This window comes from Candidatus Hydrogenedentota bacterium (genome assembly GCA_013359265.1).
Classification (GTDB): domain Bacteria; phylum Hydrogenedentota; class Hydrogenedentia; order Hydrogenedentales; family SLHB01; genus JABWCD01.
This window is the reverse complement of the sequence record JABWCD010000030.1, coordinates 58436-71701: the sequence shown is the minus strand read 5'-3', so window position 1 is coordinate 71701 and position 13266 is coordinate 58436. Positions and strand designations below refer to the sequence as shown.

The 13266-nt window shown below is 61.6% G+C and carries 12 protein-coding genes; 9 read left to right on the top strand and 3 right to left on the bottom strand.

Translation table 11 applies throughout. The features are described 5' to 3' along the window. The first annotated feature begins 2 nt into the window (after positions 1 to 2). The 7 genes from HUU46_21675 to recJ all read left to right on the top strand — a co-directional run bounded on the left by HUU46_21675 (position 3) and on the right by recJ (position 8688). Positions 3 to 818: an ABC transporter permease gene (locus HUU46_21675; GenBank protein ID NUM56258.1), complete on the top strand. Its 816-nt coding sequence runs from the start codon at positions 3 to 5 to the stop codon at positions 816 to 818. A gap of 90 nt (positions 819 to 908) precedes the next feature. Next, entirely contained in the window at positions 909 to 1754 is an 846-nt protein-coding gene (locus tag HUU46_21670) for a sugar phosphate isomerase/epimerase (GenBank protein ID NUM56257.1), read from the top strand. Then, complete coding sequence (locus HUU46_21665) at positions 1751 to 3064, top strand: hypothetical protein (protein ID NUM56256.1); 1314 nt, start codon at positions 1751 to 1753, stop codon at positions 3062 to 3064. The genes HUU46_21670 and HUU46_21665 overlap by 4 nt, the downstream gene beginning before the upstream one ends. A 106-nt stretch (positions 3065 to 3170) precedes the next feature. After that, positions 3171 to 4226, top strand: a complete 1056-nt coding sequence (gene mtnA, locus HUU46_21660) for an S-methyl-5-thioribose-1-phosphate isomerase (GenBank protein NUM56255.1) — start codon at positions 3171 to 3173, stop codon at positions 4224 to 4226. Between the two features lie 5 nt (positions 4227 to 4231). Further along, positions 4232 to 6268 (top strand): hypothetical protein, encoded by a 2037-nt coding sequence (locus tag HUU46_21655; GenBank protein ID NUM56254.1) that lies wholly within the window; start codon positions 4232 to 4234, stop codon positions 6266 to 6268. A 42-nt stretch (positions 6269 to 6310) separates the two neighbouring features. Next, positions 6311 to 6991 (top strand): (d)CMP kinase, encoded by a 681-nt coding sequence (locus HUU46_21650; GenBank protein NUM56253.1) that lies wholly within the window; start codon positions 6311 to 6313, stop codon positions 6989 to 6991. Continuing rightward, on the top strand, positions 6985 to 8688 hold the full coding sequence (gene recJ / locus HUU46_21645; protein NUM56252.1) for a single-stranded-DNA-specific exonuclease RecJ: 1704 nt from the start codon (positions 6985 to 6987) through the stop codon (positions 8686 to 8688). The genes HUU46_21650 and recJ overlap by 7 nt, the downstream gene beginning before the upstream one ends. Here recJ and HUU46_21640 read toward each other — a convergent pair. Beyond that, a complete protein-coding gene (locus tag HUU46_21640; protein ID NUM56251.1) occupies positions 8685 to 9257 on the bottom strand; it encodes a hypothetical protein in 573 nt (190 codons plus the stop codon). The two genes, recJ and HUU46_21640, sit on opposite strands and share 4 nt — an antisense overlap. 158 nt (positions 9258 to 9415) lie before the next feature. On the opposite strand from HUU46_21640, the gene HUU46_21635 reads away from it, so the two are divergent. Then, entirely contained in the window at positions 9416 to 9850 is a 435-nt protein-coding gene (locus tag HUU46_21635) for a cyclic nucleotide-binding domain-containing protein (GenBank protein ID NUM56250.1), read from the top strand. A 12-nt stretch (positions 9851 to 9862) separates the two neighbouring features. Here HUU46_21635 and HUU46_21630 read toward each other — a convergent pair whose 3' ends face one another. Then, on the bottom strand, positions 9863 to 11146 hold the full coding sequence (locus tag HUU46_21630) for a Gfo/Idh/MocA family oxidoreductase (GenBank protein NUM56249.1): 1284 nt from the start codon (positions 11144 to 11146) through the stop codon (positions 9863 to 9865). Next, positions 11143 to 11625: an L-2-amino-thiazoline-4-carboxylic acid hydrolase gene (locus HUU46_21625; protein ID NUM56248.1), complete on the bottom strand. Its 483-nt coding sequence runs from the start codon at positions 11623 to 11625 to the stop codon at positions 11143 to 11145. The genes HUU46_21630 and HUU46_21625 overlap by 4 nt, the downstream gene beginning before the upstream one ends. A gap of 217 nt (positions 11626 to 11842) precedes the next feature. Here HUU46_21625 and HUU46_21620 point away from each other — a divergent pair, with 217 nt between their 5' ends. Next, positions 11843 to 13237, top strand: coding sequence for an ROK family protein (locus HUU46_21620; protein NUM56247.1), 1395 nt, complete (start codon positions 11843 to 11845; stop codon positions 13235 to 13237). Positions 13238 to 13266 lie beyond the last annotated feature (29 nt).

Here is a 13266-nt window from a genome sequence, read left to right as displayed (position 1 = left end):
CCGTGGGGCTGTTTCTAAACGTATTTGTGTCCGTCGCGACGTTTTCCACGTACCTTCACGCGCGGCGGCGCCGTACGTGGTTGATCGCCTTCCTCATCGCGCTTCCTGCCTTCGTCCCGTTATTGGCCGCATACAACCCGTCCGAATCGCCGACCTACGCGGAAGAAATTGTTGATGCGGTCGCGCAGTTCTTGTACGTGCTCACGATCACACCGCTTATGGCGTTGGTGTTTGGGTGCTCGCTTTTCTCAGAAGAAATCGAGGCGCGGACGTTGCCGTTGCTGCTTGCACGGGCTGCGCCGCGTTCGGCAATTGTGCTCGGCAAGTACGCCGCATTCGTCTTTGTATCGGCAATCCTGATCTTGGTTTCATTTGCGCTGACGTTCGCGAGCAGCGCGTATTTCAACCGATTGGCCTTCGCGGACTACCTTGGATTGTTCGCGCGGTACTCGCTGCTGGTCCTCGTTGCGCTGGTCGCGTACGGCGCATTCTGTGTAGCAATGAGCACGCTTACAAAGCACCCGGTCGTGGTGTCCGCGTTGTTCATATTCGGATGGGAAAAACTCGTCGCGGCGTTGCCGGGCTACGCGGATTTCATTACGCTGCAAAAGTATGTTCTGCGGCTCTTGCCGGAAGTGACCTTCAATCGCATCGAAGTCGAAAAAGTCGAGCTGCCGCCCGAACTGATGAGGGCGGTGTATCCCGTCTCGGGATGGTTCTCGATTACGGCGTTGGCCGTTGCGTCCGCATTGTTTTTGGCGTTAGCGTGCTACGTGGTGCGGTCGCGGGAGTATGTGACCGCGAGTGGCGCGGGGTAGGTGGGTGAAAGGACAAAGGGCGTAGCTTTCACTGGGCTGTATCGCGCAGGCGTGCGACGGGAGAGCGCGACAAACGTTTGGAGAATCAAAATGAAAATGGTGAACAGGCGCGAATTTCTTGTGGCGGGAGCGGCGGCGCTGCCCGCAGTGGCATGGGCTGGGCAGGCGCTCGCCGCGAAAAAGGATGAGGACGAGTCGCCGAAGTACGGCGGGTTCCGTATGGGATCGCAGAGTTACAGTTTCCGGTATTTCAAGGATCCGGCGGTGGCCATCGAGAAGCTCAAAGAACTCGGCCTGTCGAACATGGAATTCTGCAGCGTGCATTTCAAGCCGGACGCCTCCGATCCCGGTTTCGCCGCAATCAAGGCGTTAATCGCGTCGACCGCCATCGCCGTGCCCGTATACGGCGTCGAAGGGTTCGGGCAAGACGAAGCGGCAAACCGCAAGAAGTTCGAGTTCGCAAAGGCGCTCGGGCTCGAGGTGATCTCCGCCGACGTCGAGAAGGAAGGAAATGCGTTCAAGATCGTCGATGCGCTGTGCAAGGAGTTCAACATTAAGATTGGAATACACAACCACGGTCCGGGCGCGCGGTACGACAAAGTCTCGAACACGATCGAGGCGGTGAAGGGTTCGAGCGCGCTTGTGGGCGCGTGCGTCGACACGGGCCACGTGATTCGGTCGGGCGAGAAGCCGCACGAAGTGATCGCGGCGCTGGGCGAGCGTGTGCATTCGCTACACTTGAAGGACTGGGTGCTTGGCGGCAAGGAGCAGATCGTCGGCGAAGGCGACATGGACCTTGTCGCCGTTGCGAAGGCGCTCAAGGCGATTAACTTCAGCGGCCCCATCATGCTCGAATACGAGGAGCACGAAAGCGACCCAGTGCCGCACATGAAGAAGGGGCTGGAGAATTGGCAGAAGGCGTGCGACAAGGCATGATGCGAATTGCGCTCATGACGCTGGCAGCCATCGTGTCCGCCGGCGCCGTCGAGGTAAAGGTCGTCGCGGAAGAAGATGTGTACACCTTTACGAATCCGAACAATGGATCGGGCCCGCTGTGGAGTTACGGGTGTTCCCCGATAGCGCGCGTGGGCGATCGTGTATTCGTCGCGCAGATGGAGACCGGCGAAGGCGTGCCGCGGTTGTGCAACACGCGGTGGAAACTCCTCGAGCGTGGCGAAGGCGGCTGGAGCGTCGTCGCGGAAACGCCCGACTTCAAACAACGCGAGCCAACCGTTCTGACAACCGACGCGGCGCGGCGGCTTTTCTTGTACGTCAATCCCTCGATCATGCCGCCGGGCACCGAGTACGGCGCGTGCGAACCGCACCTGCTCTCGTTCGACATCAATGCTGCGCCACTATCACCCGCGAAACTCGCGCCCTCGTGGATCGGCACGCCCACGTTTACCGATCATTCCTACCGCGGTTACGCAGCGGACGCGAATGCGGGGCGCATTCTGATGTTTAATATTGACGCCCAAACCAGCGTTCAGCACTACTGCCTGCTCGCAATGGAGGGGACCGTCTTATCGAGGGGCCAGGTCACTTTTCCCGTTCGCGGCTGTTATCCGCAGGTCGCGTTGGAGAACGGGCGTGGCCATATTCTCGCCGTGGGTGATATCGTCGAACCAATCGAGGAATGGCGCGCGTACAAGAAAGAACAGACCGGGCAGGCGTGGGACTACGTCTTTCGCAGGTTGTTTTATGCCTCGAACAAGGACATCGCACGCGATCCGTTTATCGAGCCGATCGAGATCGCCAATGTGGACGCGACGGCGGGCCACATTTCCAACCAGGACCTCTGGGTTGCGCCGAATGGCGACGCGTACATCATGTACACCGAATCGGAGGTGGGATCGGCGCTGATGCGCGACAGATTCTTCCCCGGAAAATCGACGGTTCCAAGTCTAAACCTCGCGATTGTTCGCGACGGCGCCATCTTCGGGAGGCACGTGCTTGTGGCGCGATCGGACCAGGAATACGTGGGGCATGCCCGCTTCCACGTAGCATCGACGGGCGAGGTTTACGCGCTGGCCTATGTCGCGGGCGCATCGCCGCGGAACGAGTTGCTGCCCATTTACCCAAACGTCGTTCCGACCCGGCGAATTCCGGTTCCGTTCAAGACTCCCTTTGGGAGCTTCCTTCTCGCGTCAGTCCGGGCGGGTAACGCCGCGGGCGATACGATCGACCTTATCGGCGTGAACGGGAAGGGCGACACGATGGCGTACGGGCAGGTCGCGCTCAAGTAAGCGGCGTGCCGCTCCAGCTCTGCCCGGCTCCGCGCCGCGCATGGCCATTGCATCCGCTGCTCCGCTGCGTTAGCATTGCCGACGGAGCGTAACGGGGAGACCATTCGTGCCGGCAGAGACTGTCCGCTGGTCGGGCGGATCGTTGTTTATCATAGATCAGACCTTCCTACCCACTGAGCTGCGAGAAATTCGACTCGAAACGGTCGAAGCCGTGTGGGAAGCCATCAAGTCCTTGCGCGTGCGGGGCGCGCCCGCCATTGGGGTGTGCGCCGCATTTGGCGTCTTGGTCGGGATACGCGAACGGGGTTGCACGTCTACCGGCGACGTGCTGCGCACCGTAAACGAAACGGCGGACCACTTGGCCACGTCCCGGCCGACGGCAGTCAACCTCTTCTGGGCGCTCGATCGCATGCGCACCGTCGCGGCGGAGCATGCGCATCTGGACGGCGCTGCGCTCGAGAGGCGGCTCGAGGCGGAAGCCATCGAAATTTGCGCGGAAGACACGCGCCGCTGCCGGGCAATCGGCGAGCACGGCGCGAAACTCATCGCAAACGGCGACGGCGTCCTCACACACTGTAACGCGGGCGGTCTTGCAACGTCGTCCTACGGCACCGCGCTCGCCGTGATGTTTCGCGCGCACGAACTGGGCAAACGGTTCCAAGTGTTCGCGGACGAGACGCGGCCCTTGCTGCAAGGCGCGCGATTGACCGCATGGGAACTGATGCGCGCGGGAATTGACGTGACGCTGATTTGCGACAATACCGCGGCGCAAGTCATGCGCGAAGGTCGCGTACAGCTTGTCGTCGTGGGTGCGGATCGCATCGCGGCGAACGGCGACGCGGCAAACAAGATTGGCACGTATAACGTCGCCCTGATCGCAAAGGCGCACGGCGTGCCCTTCTACGTGGCGGCCCCTCTGTCGACGTTCGATTTCTCGATCGCCTCGGGCGACGAGATTCCCATCGAATTGCGCGGCGCCGAAGAAGTGACGCACGCGTTCGGCAGGCAGACCGCGCCGGACGGCGTGAAAGTGTACAGTCCGGCGTTCGATGTAACACCCGCTGAGCTGATCGCGGGTATTGTTACGGAACGCGGGGTGCTGCGCCCTCCGTTTTCCGAATCGATCGCCGGGGTCGCGGGCCAACGGGCGGCGGCGTTTTAGCGACGATGCTCGACGCACTCATCGAATATGTTCAAAAGGCCGGGCCGGACGAGTTGGAACACCTTGCCATACAGGACGCGGCCTTGTGCCTGGCGTGGCACAGATCATGGGATAGCAACGCGGAGCGCCAAGCGCAGTGCGAGGCGATACCGTCGATCGTCGAGAAATGGGCAAACGGCCCTCACGTAGGAAATGTCAATACGGAGGGCCGCCGGCATCAGTGGACGCTTCGCGAATTCATCGACGACCTGCAGGCGGGCAGGGTGCGATCGTTAGCGTGGGACCAGGTGACGTTTGGGATCGTCGTCCTGGAACTCATCGACAAGATGGGCGCGCCCGAATCGTACGCGCGCCTGCGCTCGCTGCTGGTGCCCCATGCTAAACAACTCGCCATTCAGGCGAAGGCGCTGCCTCCCGCGCCCGGCCTTCCCACGATATCGGCGCGCCTTCACGTTGTTACGAGCAAGCAGATCGCCGCGGCCCGCCCGCGCGATGTCAAAATATTCGCCGGCATCCCGGTCAACGTGCGCGGCCCCGTATTGATTCACGATAAGGGCCACTTGAAGATACTCGATCAGGTGCCGGAAAACTGCACGGTCGTCGTCGAGGACGGCAGCGTAAGCATCGAAGGGTTTGTGCTCGGCCGCGTCGCCGCGTCGCAACACTGTGAAGTGCGCGAAAACATCTCCGGCATGGTCGTGGTGCGGCAGGGCAATATTCGCGCGCGCGGCATCCTCGTCAAATCGAAGGTCATCTCGAAGTGGGGCAGCGTCTGCGGAAAGGCGGCCGAATCGCCCGAACTGGTGTTCGCGGGGACGGAAATCCGCGTCGAGGCGAGCACGAACATGGGCGAGTTCAAGGCGCCGGTCATTACCGTATTGGGCGACGTGCACGGCGGCGTTTTCCACGTGACGCGGCAACTGGCCGCGGACCACTACCGTAGTTCGGACAACCGCGGGTTATCGATCGTGCTGCGCCAGGACCTCACCTGTCAGGACTACGGCGAAAATCCGGGTCCCGACGGGTTGCGTCTCCTGATGAAAGCGAACCGGATGAAGCGCGACTTGGCGGCCATGCGCGAACGCGTTGCGCTGGCGCATTCGGAGGCGGAGCACGCCGCGCGTTGCGCCCTGACGTTTCTGCTGGGCGACGACGGCGGGGACCCTGTCGCGGAAAAGTTGCAGCATGCGCAACACCGGTTGGCGCTAATCAATCGTGTTGCCAGCATCTTTCAGACGCTTATCGCGCTGGCGGAGGAACGTGTCGAACGTCTCGCGCGGTACGAAGGCAGGATTTGGGAAGAAGACGATGAGTCGAACGAGGAAACCGCGAAAGACCTCAACGAAGTGCACGCGGATTTCACCCAACTGTCCTCCGAAGGCGGCGCGGAAAACGACCTGGATAACGAGATGCAGGAAATTGCCGGGCTGCGCGAACGCCTGCTCGCACCCAGCGCGGACCTCGCCAAGGTCGCACAGACGCTGGAGTATATGCGGGACCGGCTGCGGCTCTGGAAACGCGAGCGCGAACATCTTCACGATTTGATTGCGAAACACGAGAGCGAAGTGAAGCTGCTGCAAGGCGCCAATGCGCGCGCCCGCGGTATGACGACCGCAATGCCAATGGTCCAGTTTCTGAAGCAACTTATTACCCACTTGCGCGATCGCGGCGATGCGCCGAACAGCCCGCAAATGCTGCGGCTGCAAAGCGGTTTCATGCGCGTTGCGCTGCGTACGATTAACAGCCGGGTCGAGCGCGCGGAGCGCGACAAACGCACCATCGAAAAAGCGCGCGATGCGATGAACGATGTGGCCGGCCGCCTGCGAAAGGAGTTCCAAATCCCGTTCGAAAACGATGAAGCGGACTCCGGCGAACTTCCAAAGGTCTCGGGCGCGTTCGATGCCGGAGTTAGAATACTGGCCGACGTCTACCTGTTGAACGAAACAACAAACCCAAAGAGCGGGGCCGTTTTGGTGACACCGCTGTCGCACGCCACGAAAACGTATGTGCGCGATTCCGGGCGTATCGTGGAAGTACAGTAACATTCGCGTTTCAGTTGGCCGCGCATAATCGATTGGGTAAACATGAATCCAGCGGAAATCACCGACATTCTTGCCATTGACGGGCCCGCGGGCGCCGGCAAAAGCACGGTCGCGCGCGGCGTGGCCGATGCGCTGCGTTTTGCGTTCCTCGATTCCGGGGCCATGTATCGCGCGGCAACGTGGTACGCGCTACAGCGCGGCATCGATCTAGAAGACGCCATCGCGTTGGCGGGCGCGGCGCGGGCAATGCAGTACGATGCGCGGGAGTTGGACGACGGGCAGCACGTTTTTGTGGATGGCCAGGACGTGACGCGCGAAATTCGAACGCCGGAGGTTACCCGTTACATCGCGAGCCTCGATCACAATCCCGACGTCCGCGCGCACCTCGTCGAATTGCAGCGGGCGGTCGGTGCGCGCGGACGCACAGTGGCCGAGGGTCGCGACATGGGGACGGTGGTGTTCCCGAAGGCGAAGTGCAAAGTGTATCTCGACGCCTCGATCGAAGAGCGCGCGCGCCGGCGTGGACGCGAATTCGATGCGAAAGGTATTGCATACGACGCGGCGTCGCTCAAGGAAGACATTCGTGCGCGGGACGATAAAGATATGACGCGCACCGTCGCGCCGTTACGGCGCGCGCCGGACGCTGTATTGCTGGATACGTCGCACATGGCGACATCGGACGTCATCGATGCGATCGTGGCGCTTGCGAAACAACGATGGTAGACGCCGCGAGGGGAAACTGCGAGTGGCGTGTCGCGCCCGATAATCGCGCAGAGGCGCTTGCGCTGGCTCGATCACTGGATATCGCCCCCGCCGTTGCTCGCGTCCTGTTGTTGCGAGGCGCAACAACCGTGGACGTAGCGCGGCGCTTTCTCAATCCCAGCGAATCGCTGTTCTCCGACCCTTTCCTTCTAACCGACATGCGGCGCGCCGTCGATCGCATCGCCACGGCGCGCGAGCGGGCCGAAACCGTACTTGTCTTCGGCGACTACGACGTCGACGGCATCAGCGGTACCGCGTTGTTGATTCGCGGGTTGCGCCGTTACGGAATAGAGCACTGCCTGTACGGCATGCCGAACCGGCTCGTTGAAGGATACGGCTTGAGCCCGGACCGGGTGGAATGGGCGCGCGGTCTCGGCGTGTCTTTGATTATCACCGTGGACAACGGCACCGCCGCGCTGGATGCGCTCGACCGCGCGAAGCAACTGAACATCGATACGATCGTAACGGACCACCATCTGATTGAAAACGGCGTACCGGACGCGCTCGCCGTCATCAACCCAAAGCGCGAGCCGAACGATCATCCCGCCGCCAACTTGTGCGGGTCCGGTGTCGCCCTCAAGCTTGTGCACGCCTTGACCGGCGAATGGCGCGACCTGGATTTGGCCGCGCTCGGCACGGTCGCGGACGTTGTGCCGCTCATTGGCGAGAACCGCGACATCGTCGCGCTGGGGCTACGCCACGCCGCCGCGTCGAAACGCGTAGGCCTCGTCGAACTGGCGGCCATCGCCAAACTCGCGGTGGATGAGATCCGTTCGGAAGACATCGCGTTCCAGATCGCGCCGCGCATCAACGCCGGCGGCCGAATGGGCGACGGGCTGACTGGATTGGAGCTGCTGCTGACAGAGTCCGCGCAGGAAGCGCGCGTCATGGCGGAAGAATTGGACGCCGCCAACGAGGAGCGCAAATCGATCGAGAGCGAAACACTTTCCGAGGCGCTCGCCATGTTGAAGAATTCGTTCGCCCCGGAGCAGCGCAGCATCGTGCTCGCAAGCCGCGAGTGGCACCGCGGCGTGATCGGTATTGTCGCGAGTCGCATCCAGGCGCACTATTACAGGCCGGTAATTCTCGTAGCGATGGACAATGATGGCGTCGGGCGCGGCTCCGCGCGAAGTATCGCAGGTTTCAATATCGCGTCCGCAATAGAGACCTGCAAGGAACACCTCGACGCGTCCGGCGGCCATGCAATGGCCGCGGGGCTCACGGTGCGCGAAGAAAAGCTTTCCGCATTTCGGCGTGCCTTCGAGGATGCGGCGTGCGCCGCGCTTCCTCGCGGCGAACTACGCCGCGTGTTGGATATTGACGCGCAGGTATCGCTAACGGAAATGGACATGCGCCTCGTGCGCACGCTGGACAAACTGCAACCGTTCGGTCAGGGCAACCCCGCGCCGGTCTTCTGCGCGTATGGTGTGCGCGCCGCGGCCGATTCGTGGCGCGAGTTGCGCGGTGGACATCTCAAGGTCGTTGTGAAGGATGGACCGAAGCTCATTGACGCAATTGGATTCCGCATGGCCGATCGTCTTCCGGCGCTGACCCGCGCGGACGCGATCGACATTGCGTTTGCGCCTCAACTGAACACCTGGCGCGGAGACACAACCGTACAGTTGGTGCTGAAAGACGTGCGGGTGGCCGCGCGCTAATTCCGCGAGGGACCGGCAGGTTCCGCGACCCCCGCCTTGATCAGATGCTCCAGCGCAAGCGGCTCCAGCGCAAGCAAGTCGATTGTACGATTAATCGCCGACTCCCATTGCCCGACTTGTTCCGGCGGGTTGGGCGAACGAAACGCATTGTGGAGAGCGACCCGAACTATGTTGGTGATTTCGGTGTCAGGGGTGTAGCGCGCAACGTGCTCGTCAAGTTCGTCGACAAAGGCCCAAACTACCCCCGGATTCGGGCCGAGCCAAATCGCCCCGTTCTCCAGGGCCCAATTTTTCCAGTATGGCGCGGCGAAATCGACCAACTCGACACGGCCATCGGCGTGACGCAACTCGATCCACAGGTAGTACTCGTCTTCTTCGACCTTTGACACGTCCGCGCGCAATTCGATCGGATTACCGCCCTGGCGCACGATGAGCGACCCGGCAACGACTTCATAATTTTGTCCCGTGAGGTGGCACAACAGATGGCACCCGATTGTATTGATAGCGGCCGCATGGTGAACGGACGGCAGCATGACCTCGCGAATCGCTTGCGCAAGCTTTGCGCTCACGATATCTCGAAGTCCGGAGGGCAATGGAGTGGTACTCATGTGAGCCAAGGTACCGGGGCCGGCTGTGCCGGTCAACGTAGCAGAGCATACCCTCTGGAATACGTACCCGATTTCGGGTAGAGTGTTGTCCTATAGGAGCGGCACGAAAAGGAGTTGCTATGACCCTTTCCGACTACCGCAAGCGGCTGTTGCTTTTGCCCTTTATCACCGAATTGCCCGAACCGTTGCGAGCGCGCATCGCCATGTGTCTGCTCTGGATTGGCCAGCCGGCCCAGTTCGCGGTCGGTGACGCAATCTTCGTTCAGGGCGACGAGGACGAGAACACGGGCTGCGTGCTGCTGCAAGGGGAAGTTGAAGTCCTTCGCGGCAATCAGGACGCCGTGCGCGTGCAGGCGCCGGAGCTGTTGGGCGAAATGCAACAACTGGAACCTACCGCGCAGCGGACAGCGACCGTCCAGGCGATCGCCGACGCGCAAACGCTCCTGTTTTCGTGGCATGACTTCGTCGTGTATTCCGCCGTCCTTCTGACCACCGAAGAACAAATTGTGCTGCGGGACGTCATTCGCAATTCTGCCGCACGCCGCCGCACGTAGGTCCAGTTCCGTTCAATCGAGCGTCCAGGGCTTGCGGTACTCGTATGTAAGGTACGCGTTCGCCGCCTCGTTGTTCGTGATGCGTTCCGCAACGGGGTCCCACTCGATGCGCGACCGGGTCCACAACGCGATGTTGCCCAAATGCGCGATCGTCGTCGATCGGTGACCGTCCTCGATATCCGCATTCGGTTTGCTGCGCGATTTAACGCAGTCCAAAAAATTGCGCATGTGCTGGACAGTGACGTCGCCTTCGTCCACCTTCACTTCCAGTTTCTCGCCGCGCGGCGCGGAGTCCTGGAACTGGCCGCCCGATTCCTGCCGGATTTGGTATCCGCGAGACCCAGCGTAGACCGTGCCCTCCGTCCCGCGCAGTTCGCACTCACCATAGGGAAACATGCTGGTCCCGCTGGCTTCGTACTGGCCGAAAAGCATGAGGTGGCCGGTTGGAAACTCGTAAACCGACTCCATCGTGTCGGGAATCGTGCGCGCGTCGTTCACCGCAAACACGCCGCCGTGCGCGCTGACGGACGCAGGCGCGGTCTCGCCGATGATCCAGCGCAGCATGTCGAAGTAGTGGATGCCCCAGTTCGTTGTCTGCGACGAGTATTCCTTCCACCAGCGGAATTTGTACGGCGCGATGTTTTCGTTAAAGGCGCGCTCGGGCCGCGGACCAAGCCACATGTTCCAATCAAGGTCCGCCGGCGGTCTGGAATCGGGCGCGGCGCCGATGCCTGCGGGCGCCATATTGCTGATGCGGTACGCGCGCGACACCGTCACCTTGCCGACCTTGCCGCCGCGCACCAGTTCGCCCAACTGTGCGAGCATCGCGGACGAACGACGTTGCGTGCCGACCTGCACAACGCGCTTCGTCTCCCGCGCGACATCGACCATGCGACGGCCTTCGCCGATCGTAAAGGACAGCGGCTTCTCGACGTATACGTCCTTGCCCGCACGGCATGCCGCGATCGTCATGATGGCATGCCAATGATCGGGTGTGCCGATCACGACGGCATCGATGTCCTTGTTGTCGATGACCTCGCGCCAGTCCGCAAAGGACTGACACTTCAACTGCGCCGCCCATTTGTCGCGGTACGGCGTGTACACGTCGCACACGGCGGCCGCCTGTGCGTCGGCATGGTTGCAGGCGGCGCCGATCAATTGCCCGCCCCGATTACCCACGCCGACGAAACCGAGCCGCACTCGTTCGTTTGCGCCATAGGCGCGCGAAGAGGCGAGCCCCGCCGCGAGAACAGCCCCACTCTTCACAAACGTGCGCCGTCCAATCCGATCAGTCATGTTTCGTTTCCTTTCGATGAGGCCCCAGCTATGGACGATTTGTCGGCGAACCGGAAGTCACAATGCGTAGCACCTTCCATGATCGTTTGCGTACGTGTCAATTGGACGGACGGATTGAACCCTTCGATCAGCGCGTAATCGCGACTGCAGGACAGAATTCCGCCCAATTCACGGAGGCCGAGCGCCTCGTACATCTCGGCGTAACGGCAGCGGGTAACGTTGAACGACAACGTTTCCTGCGTCGATTCGATCATGTCGATATCGAGTGCGTCATCCGCCCGCCACAAAGTCAGGGTGTTCGCAAAGTGCGCAAGCGAACATCCCCCCGAATGCTGCGCCAGCCCGGCGCCGGTCTCGCGAGCGAGCTTTAGTATCGTCTCGCGAACAACCGCAATCACGCGCTCGCGCCCAAACTCGTGCGACATCGCTTCGATGATTGGGCCGACGATCCGCGCCTCGATTTCGCGGCGCGCAAGGATGCTGATCGCACCCGCACCGCGGTCCGTGGGTCCGTTGACGGTCTCCATCGTTGTCTCTTCTCCCGTGCGCTTTGTGTGCGCTCCCATGCGTGACCGCGCCTGATTTGGTATTAAACATACATGATTCGGCAAGTTTTGCGGCGGTCAACTTGACTGGGCGCGTCACACTGCTATAAAACCTATCTTCAATCCTCGTTTATCTTCGGAAGGGTTACGTATGTCCAAAGCGTTTCAACTCGTCAAACCGAGTCACGTCCCGGTGTTGGACGAGGGGTTCCGCCCGGCGGTGCTCGCCAACCGCGCGTTCTCGCGGGAAGTGGACGAGTCGGGCGTGGGCGTGCCGCTGGTGCTCGGATTGGAGCGCGCGGACGGGTCGGTGTCGCGGTTCGAGACGCGCGTGTTTCCCGAAGGCCACGTCCGCGCAAGCGCGAACCTGATGTACGTCGAGCGAATCGTAAAGTTTTTACTGTGGCAGCGCGGCGGTTGGAAGGTGTACGTCGGCGGGCCAAAATCGATCGGCGCACACATTGCCGCGACGTACGCACCCGAAGGCGCGCGCGCGTTCGATTACCAGTTCATGGGACAGGACGTATATGAACGCACCTTTACCGTCGTTACGTGCAGCGCGGACGAAGTGCCGGCGGAAAAGGAAACAACGCGTCCGCTGGGACGGCACCTCGACGGCTACCGCATCGGGTTCGATCTGGGCGCATCGGACCGCAAGGTTTCCGCGGTCGTGAACGGCGAAGCCATCTACAGCGAGGAGGTGGTGTGGGAACCGCGCAAACACGGCGACCCCTCCTACCACTACAACGAAATACTTGCCGCGCTGAAGTCGGCCGCGTCGAAATTGCCGCGCGTAGACGCAATTGGCGGAAGCAGCGCCGGTGTCATCATCAACAGCCGCCCTATGATCGCGTCGCTGTTTCGTTCGGTGCCAAAGGACCGCTTCGGCGAAGTACACGACATTTTCCTGCGAATACGCAAGGAGTTCGGCGTGCCGGTCGAAGTGGTCAACGACGGCGAGGTGACGGCATTGGCCGGGTCCATGTCGCTCGAGGATAACGGCGTGCTCGGAATTGCGCTGGGGTCGAGCGAGGCGGGTGGTTACGTCACTATGGACGGCAACATCACCGGCTGGCTGAACGAGTTGGCGTTCGCGCCGATCGACTACAATCCTGCCGCGCCGGCGGACGAATGGAGCGGCGACCGCGGCGTCGGCGCGCTCTACTTTTCCCAGCAGTGCGTGTTTCGTCTCGCACCCGCCGCGGGTATTTCTCTGCCGCCGGACGTGACGGACGCGGAGAAGTTGAAGTTTGTGCAGGAGAAGTTGGAGGCAGGCGACAAAGGCGCCGAGAATATCTGGCGCACAATGGGCGTGTACATGGGGTACGGGCTCGCGCATTACGCCGACTTCTACGACCTGAAACACGTGCTCGTGCTCGGACGCTGCACGTCGGGCCGCGGTGGCGACCTGATTGTCGATGGAGCGCATGAGGTCATCAACACGGAATTTCCGGCGCTGGCGGAGCGGGTTCAGGTCCAGTTGCCGGACGAAAAGGCGCGGCGCGTCGGGCAATCGATAGCTGCGGCAAGTTTGCCCGCGCTGTAACACGAAAGAGGACCAGCAGATTTGAAAAG

Coding starts and splice junctions, on each gene's coding strand:
- HUU46_21655 (NUM56254.1), top strand. CDS start 4,232: ATGCTCGACGCACTCATCGAATATGTTCAAAAGGCCGGGCCGGACGAG.
- HUU46_21670 (NUM56257.1), top strand. CDS start 909: ATGAAAATGGTGAACAGGCGCGAATTTCTTGTGGCGGGAGCGGCGGCG.
- HUU46_21635 (NUM56250.1), top strand. CDS start 9,416: ATGACCCTTTCCGACTACCGCAAGCGGCTGTTGCTTTTGCCCTTTATC.
- HUU46_21620 (NUM56247.1), top strand. CDS start 11,843: ATGTCCAAAGCGTTTCAACTCGTCAAACCGAGTCACGTCCCGGTGTTG.
- HUU46_21650 (NUM56253.1), top strand. CDS start 6,311: ATGAATCCAGCGGAAATCACCGACATTCTTGCCATTGACGGGCCCGCG.
- recJ (NUM56252.1), top strand. CDS start 6,985: ATGGTAGACGCCGCGAGGGGAAACTGCGAGTGGCGTGTCGCGCCCGAT.
- HUU46_21630 (NUM56249.1), bottom strand. CDS start 11,146: ATGACTGATCGGATTGGACGGCGCACGTTTGTGAAGAGTGGGGCTGTT.
- HUU46_21665 (NUM56256.1), top strand. CDS start 1,751: ATGATGCGAATTGCGCTCATGACGCTGGCAGCCATCGTGTCCGCCGGC.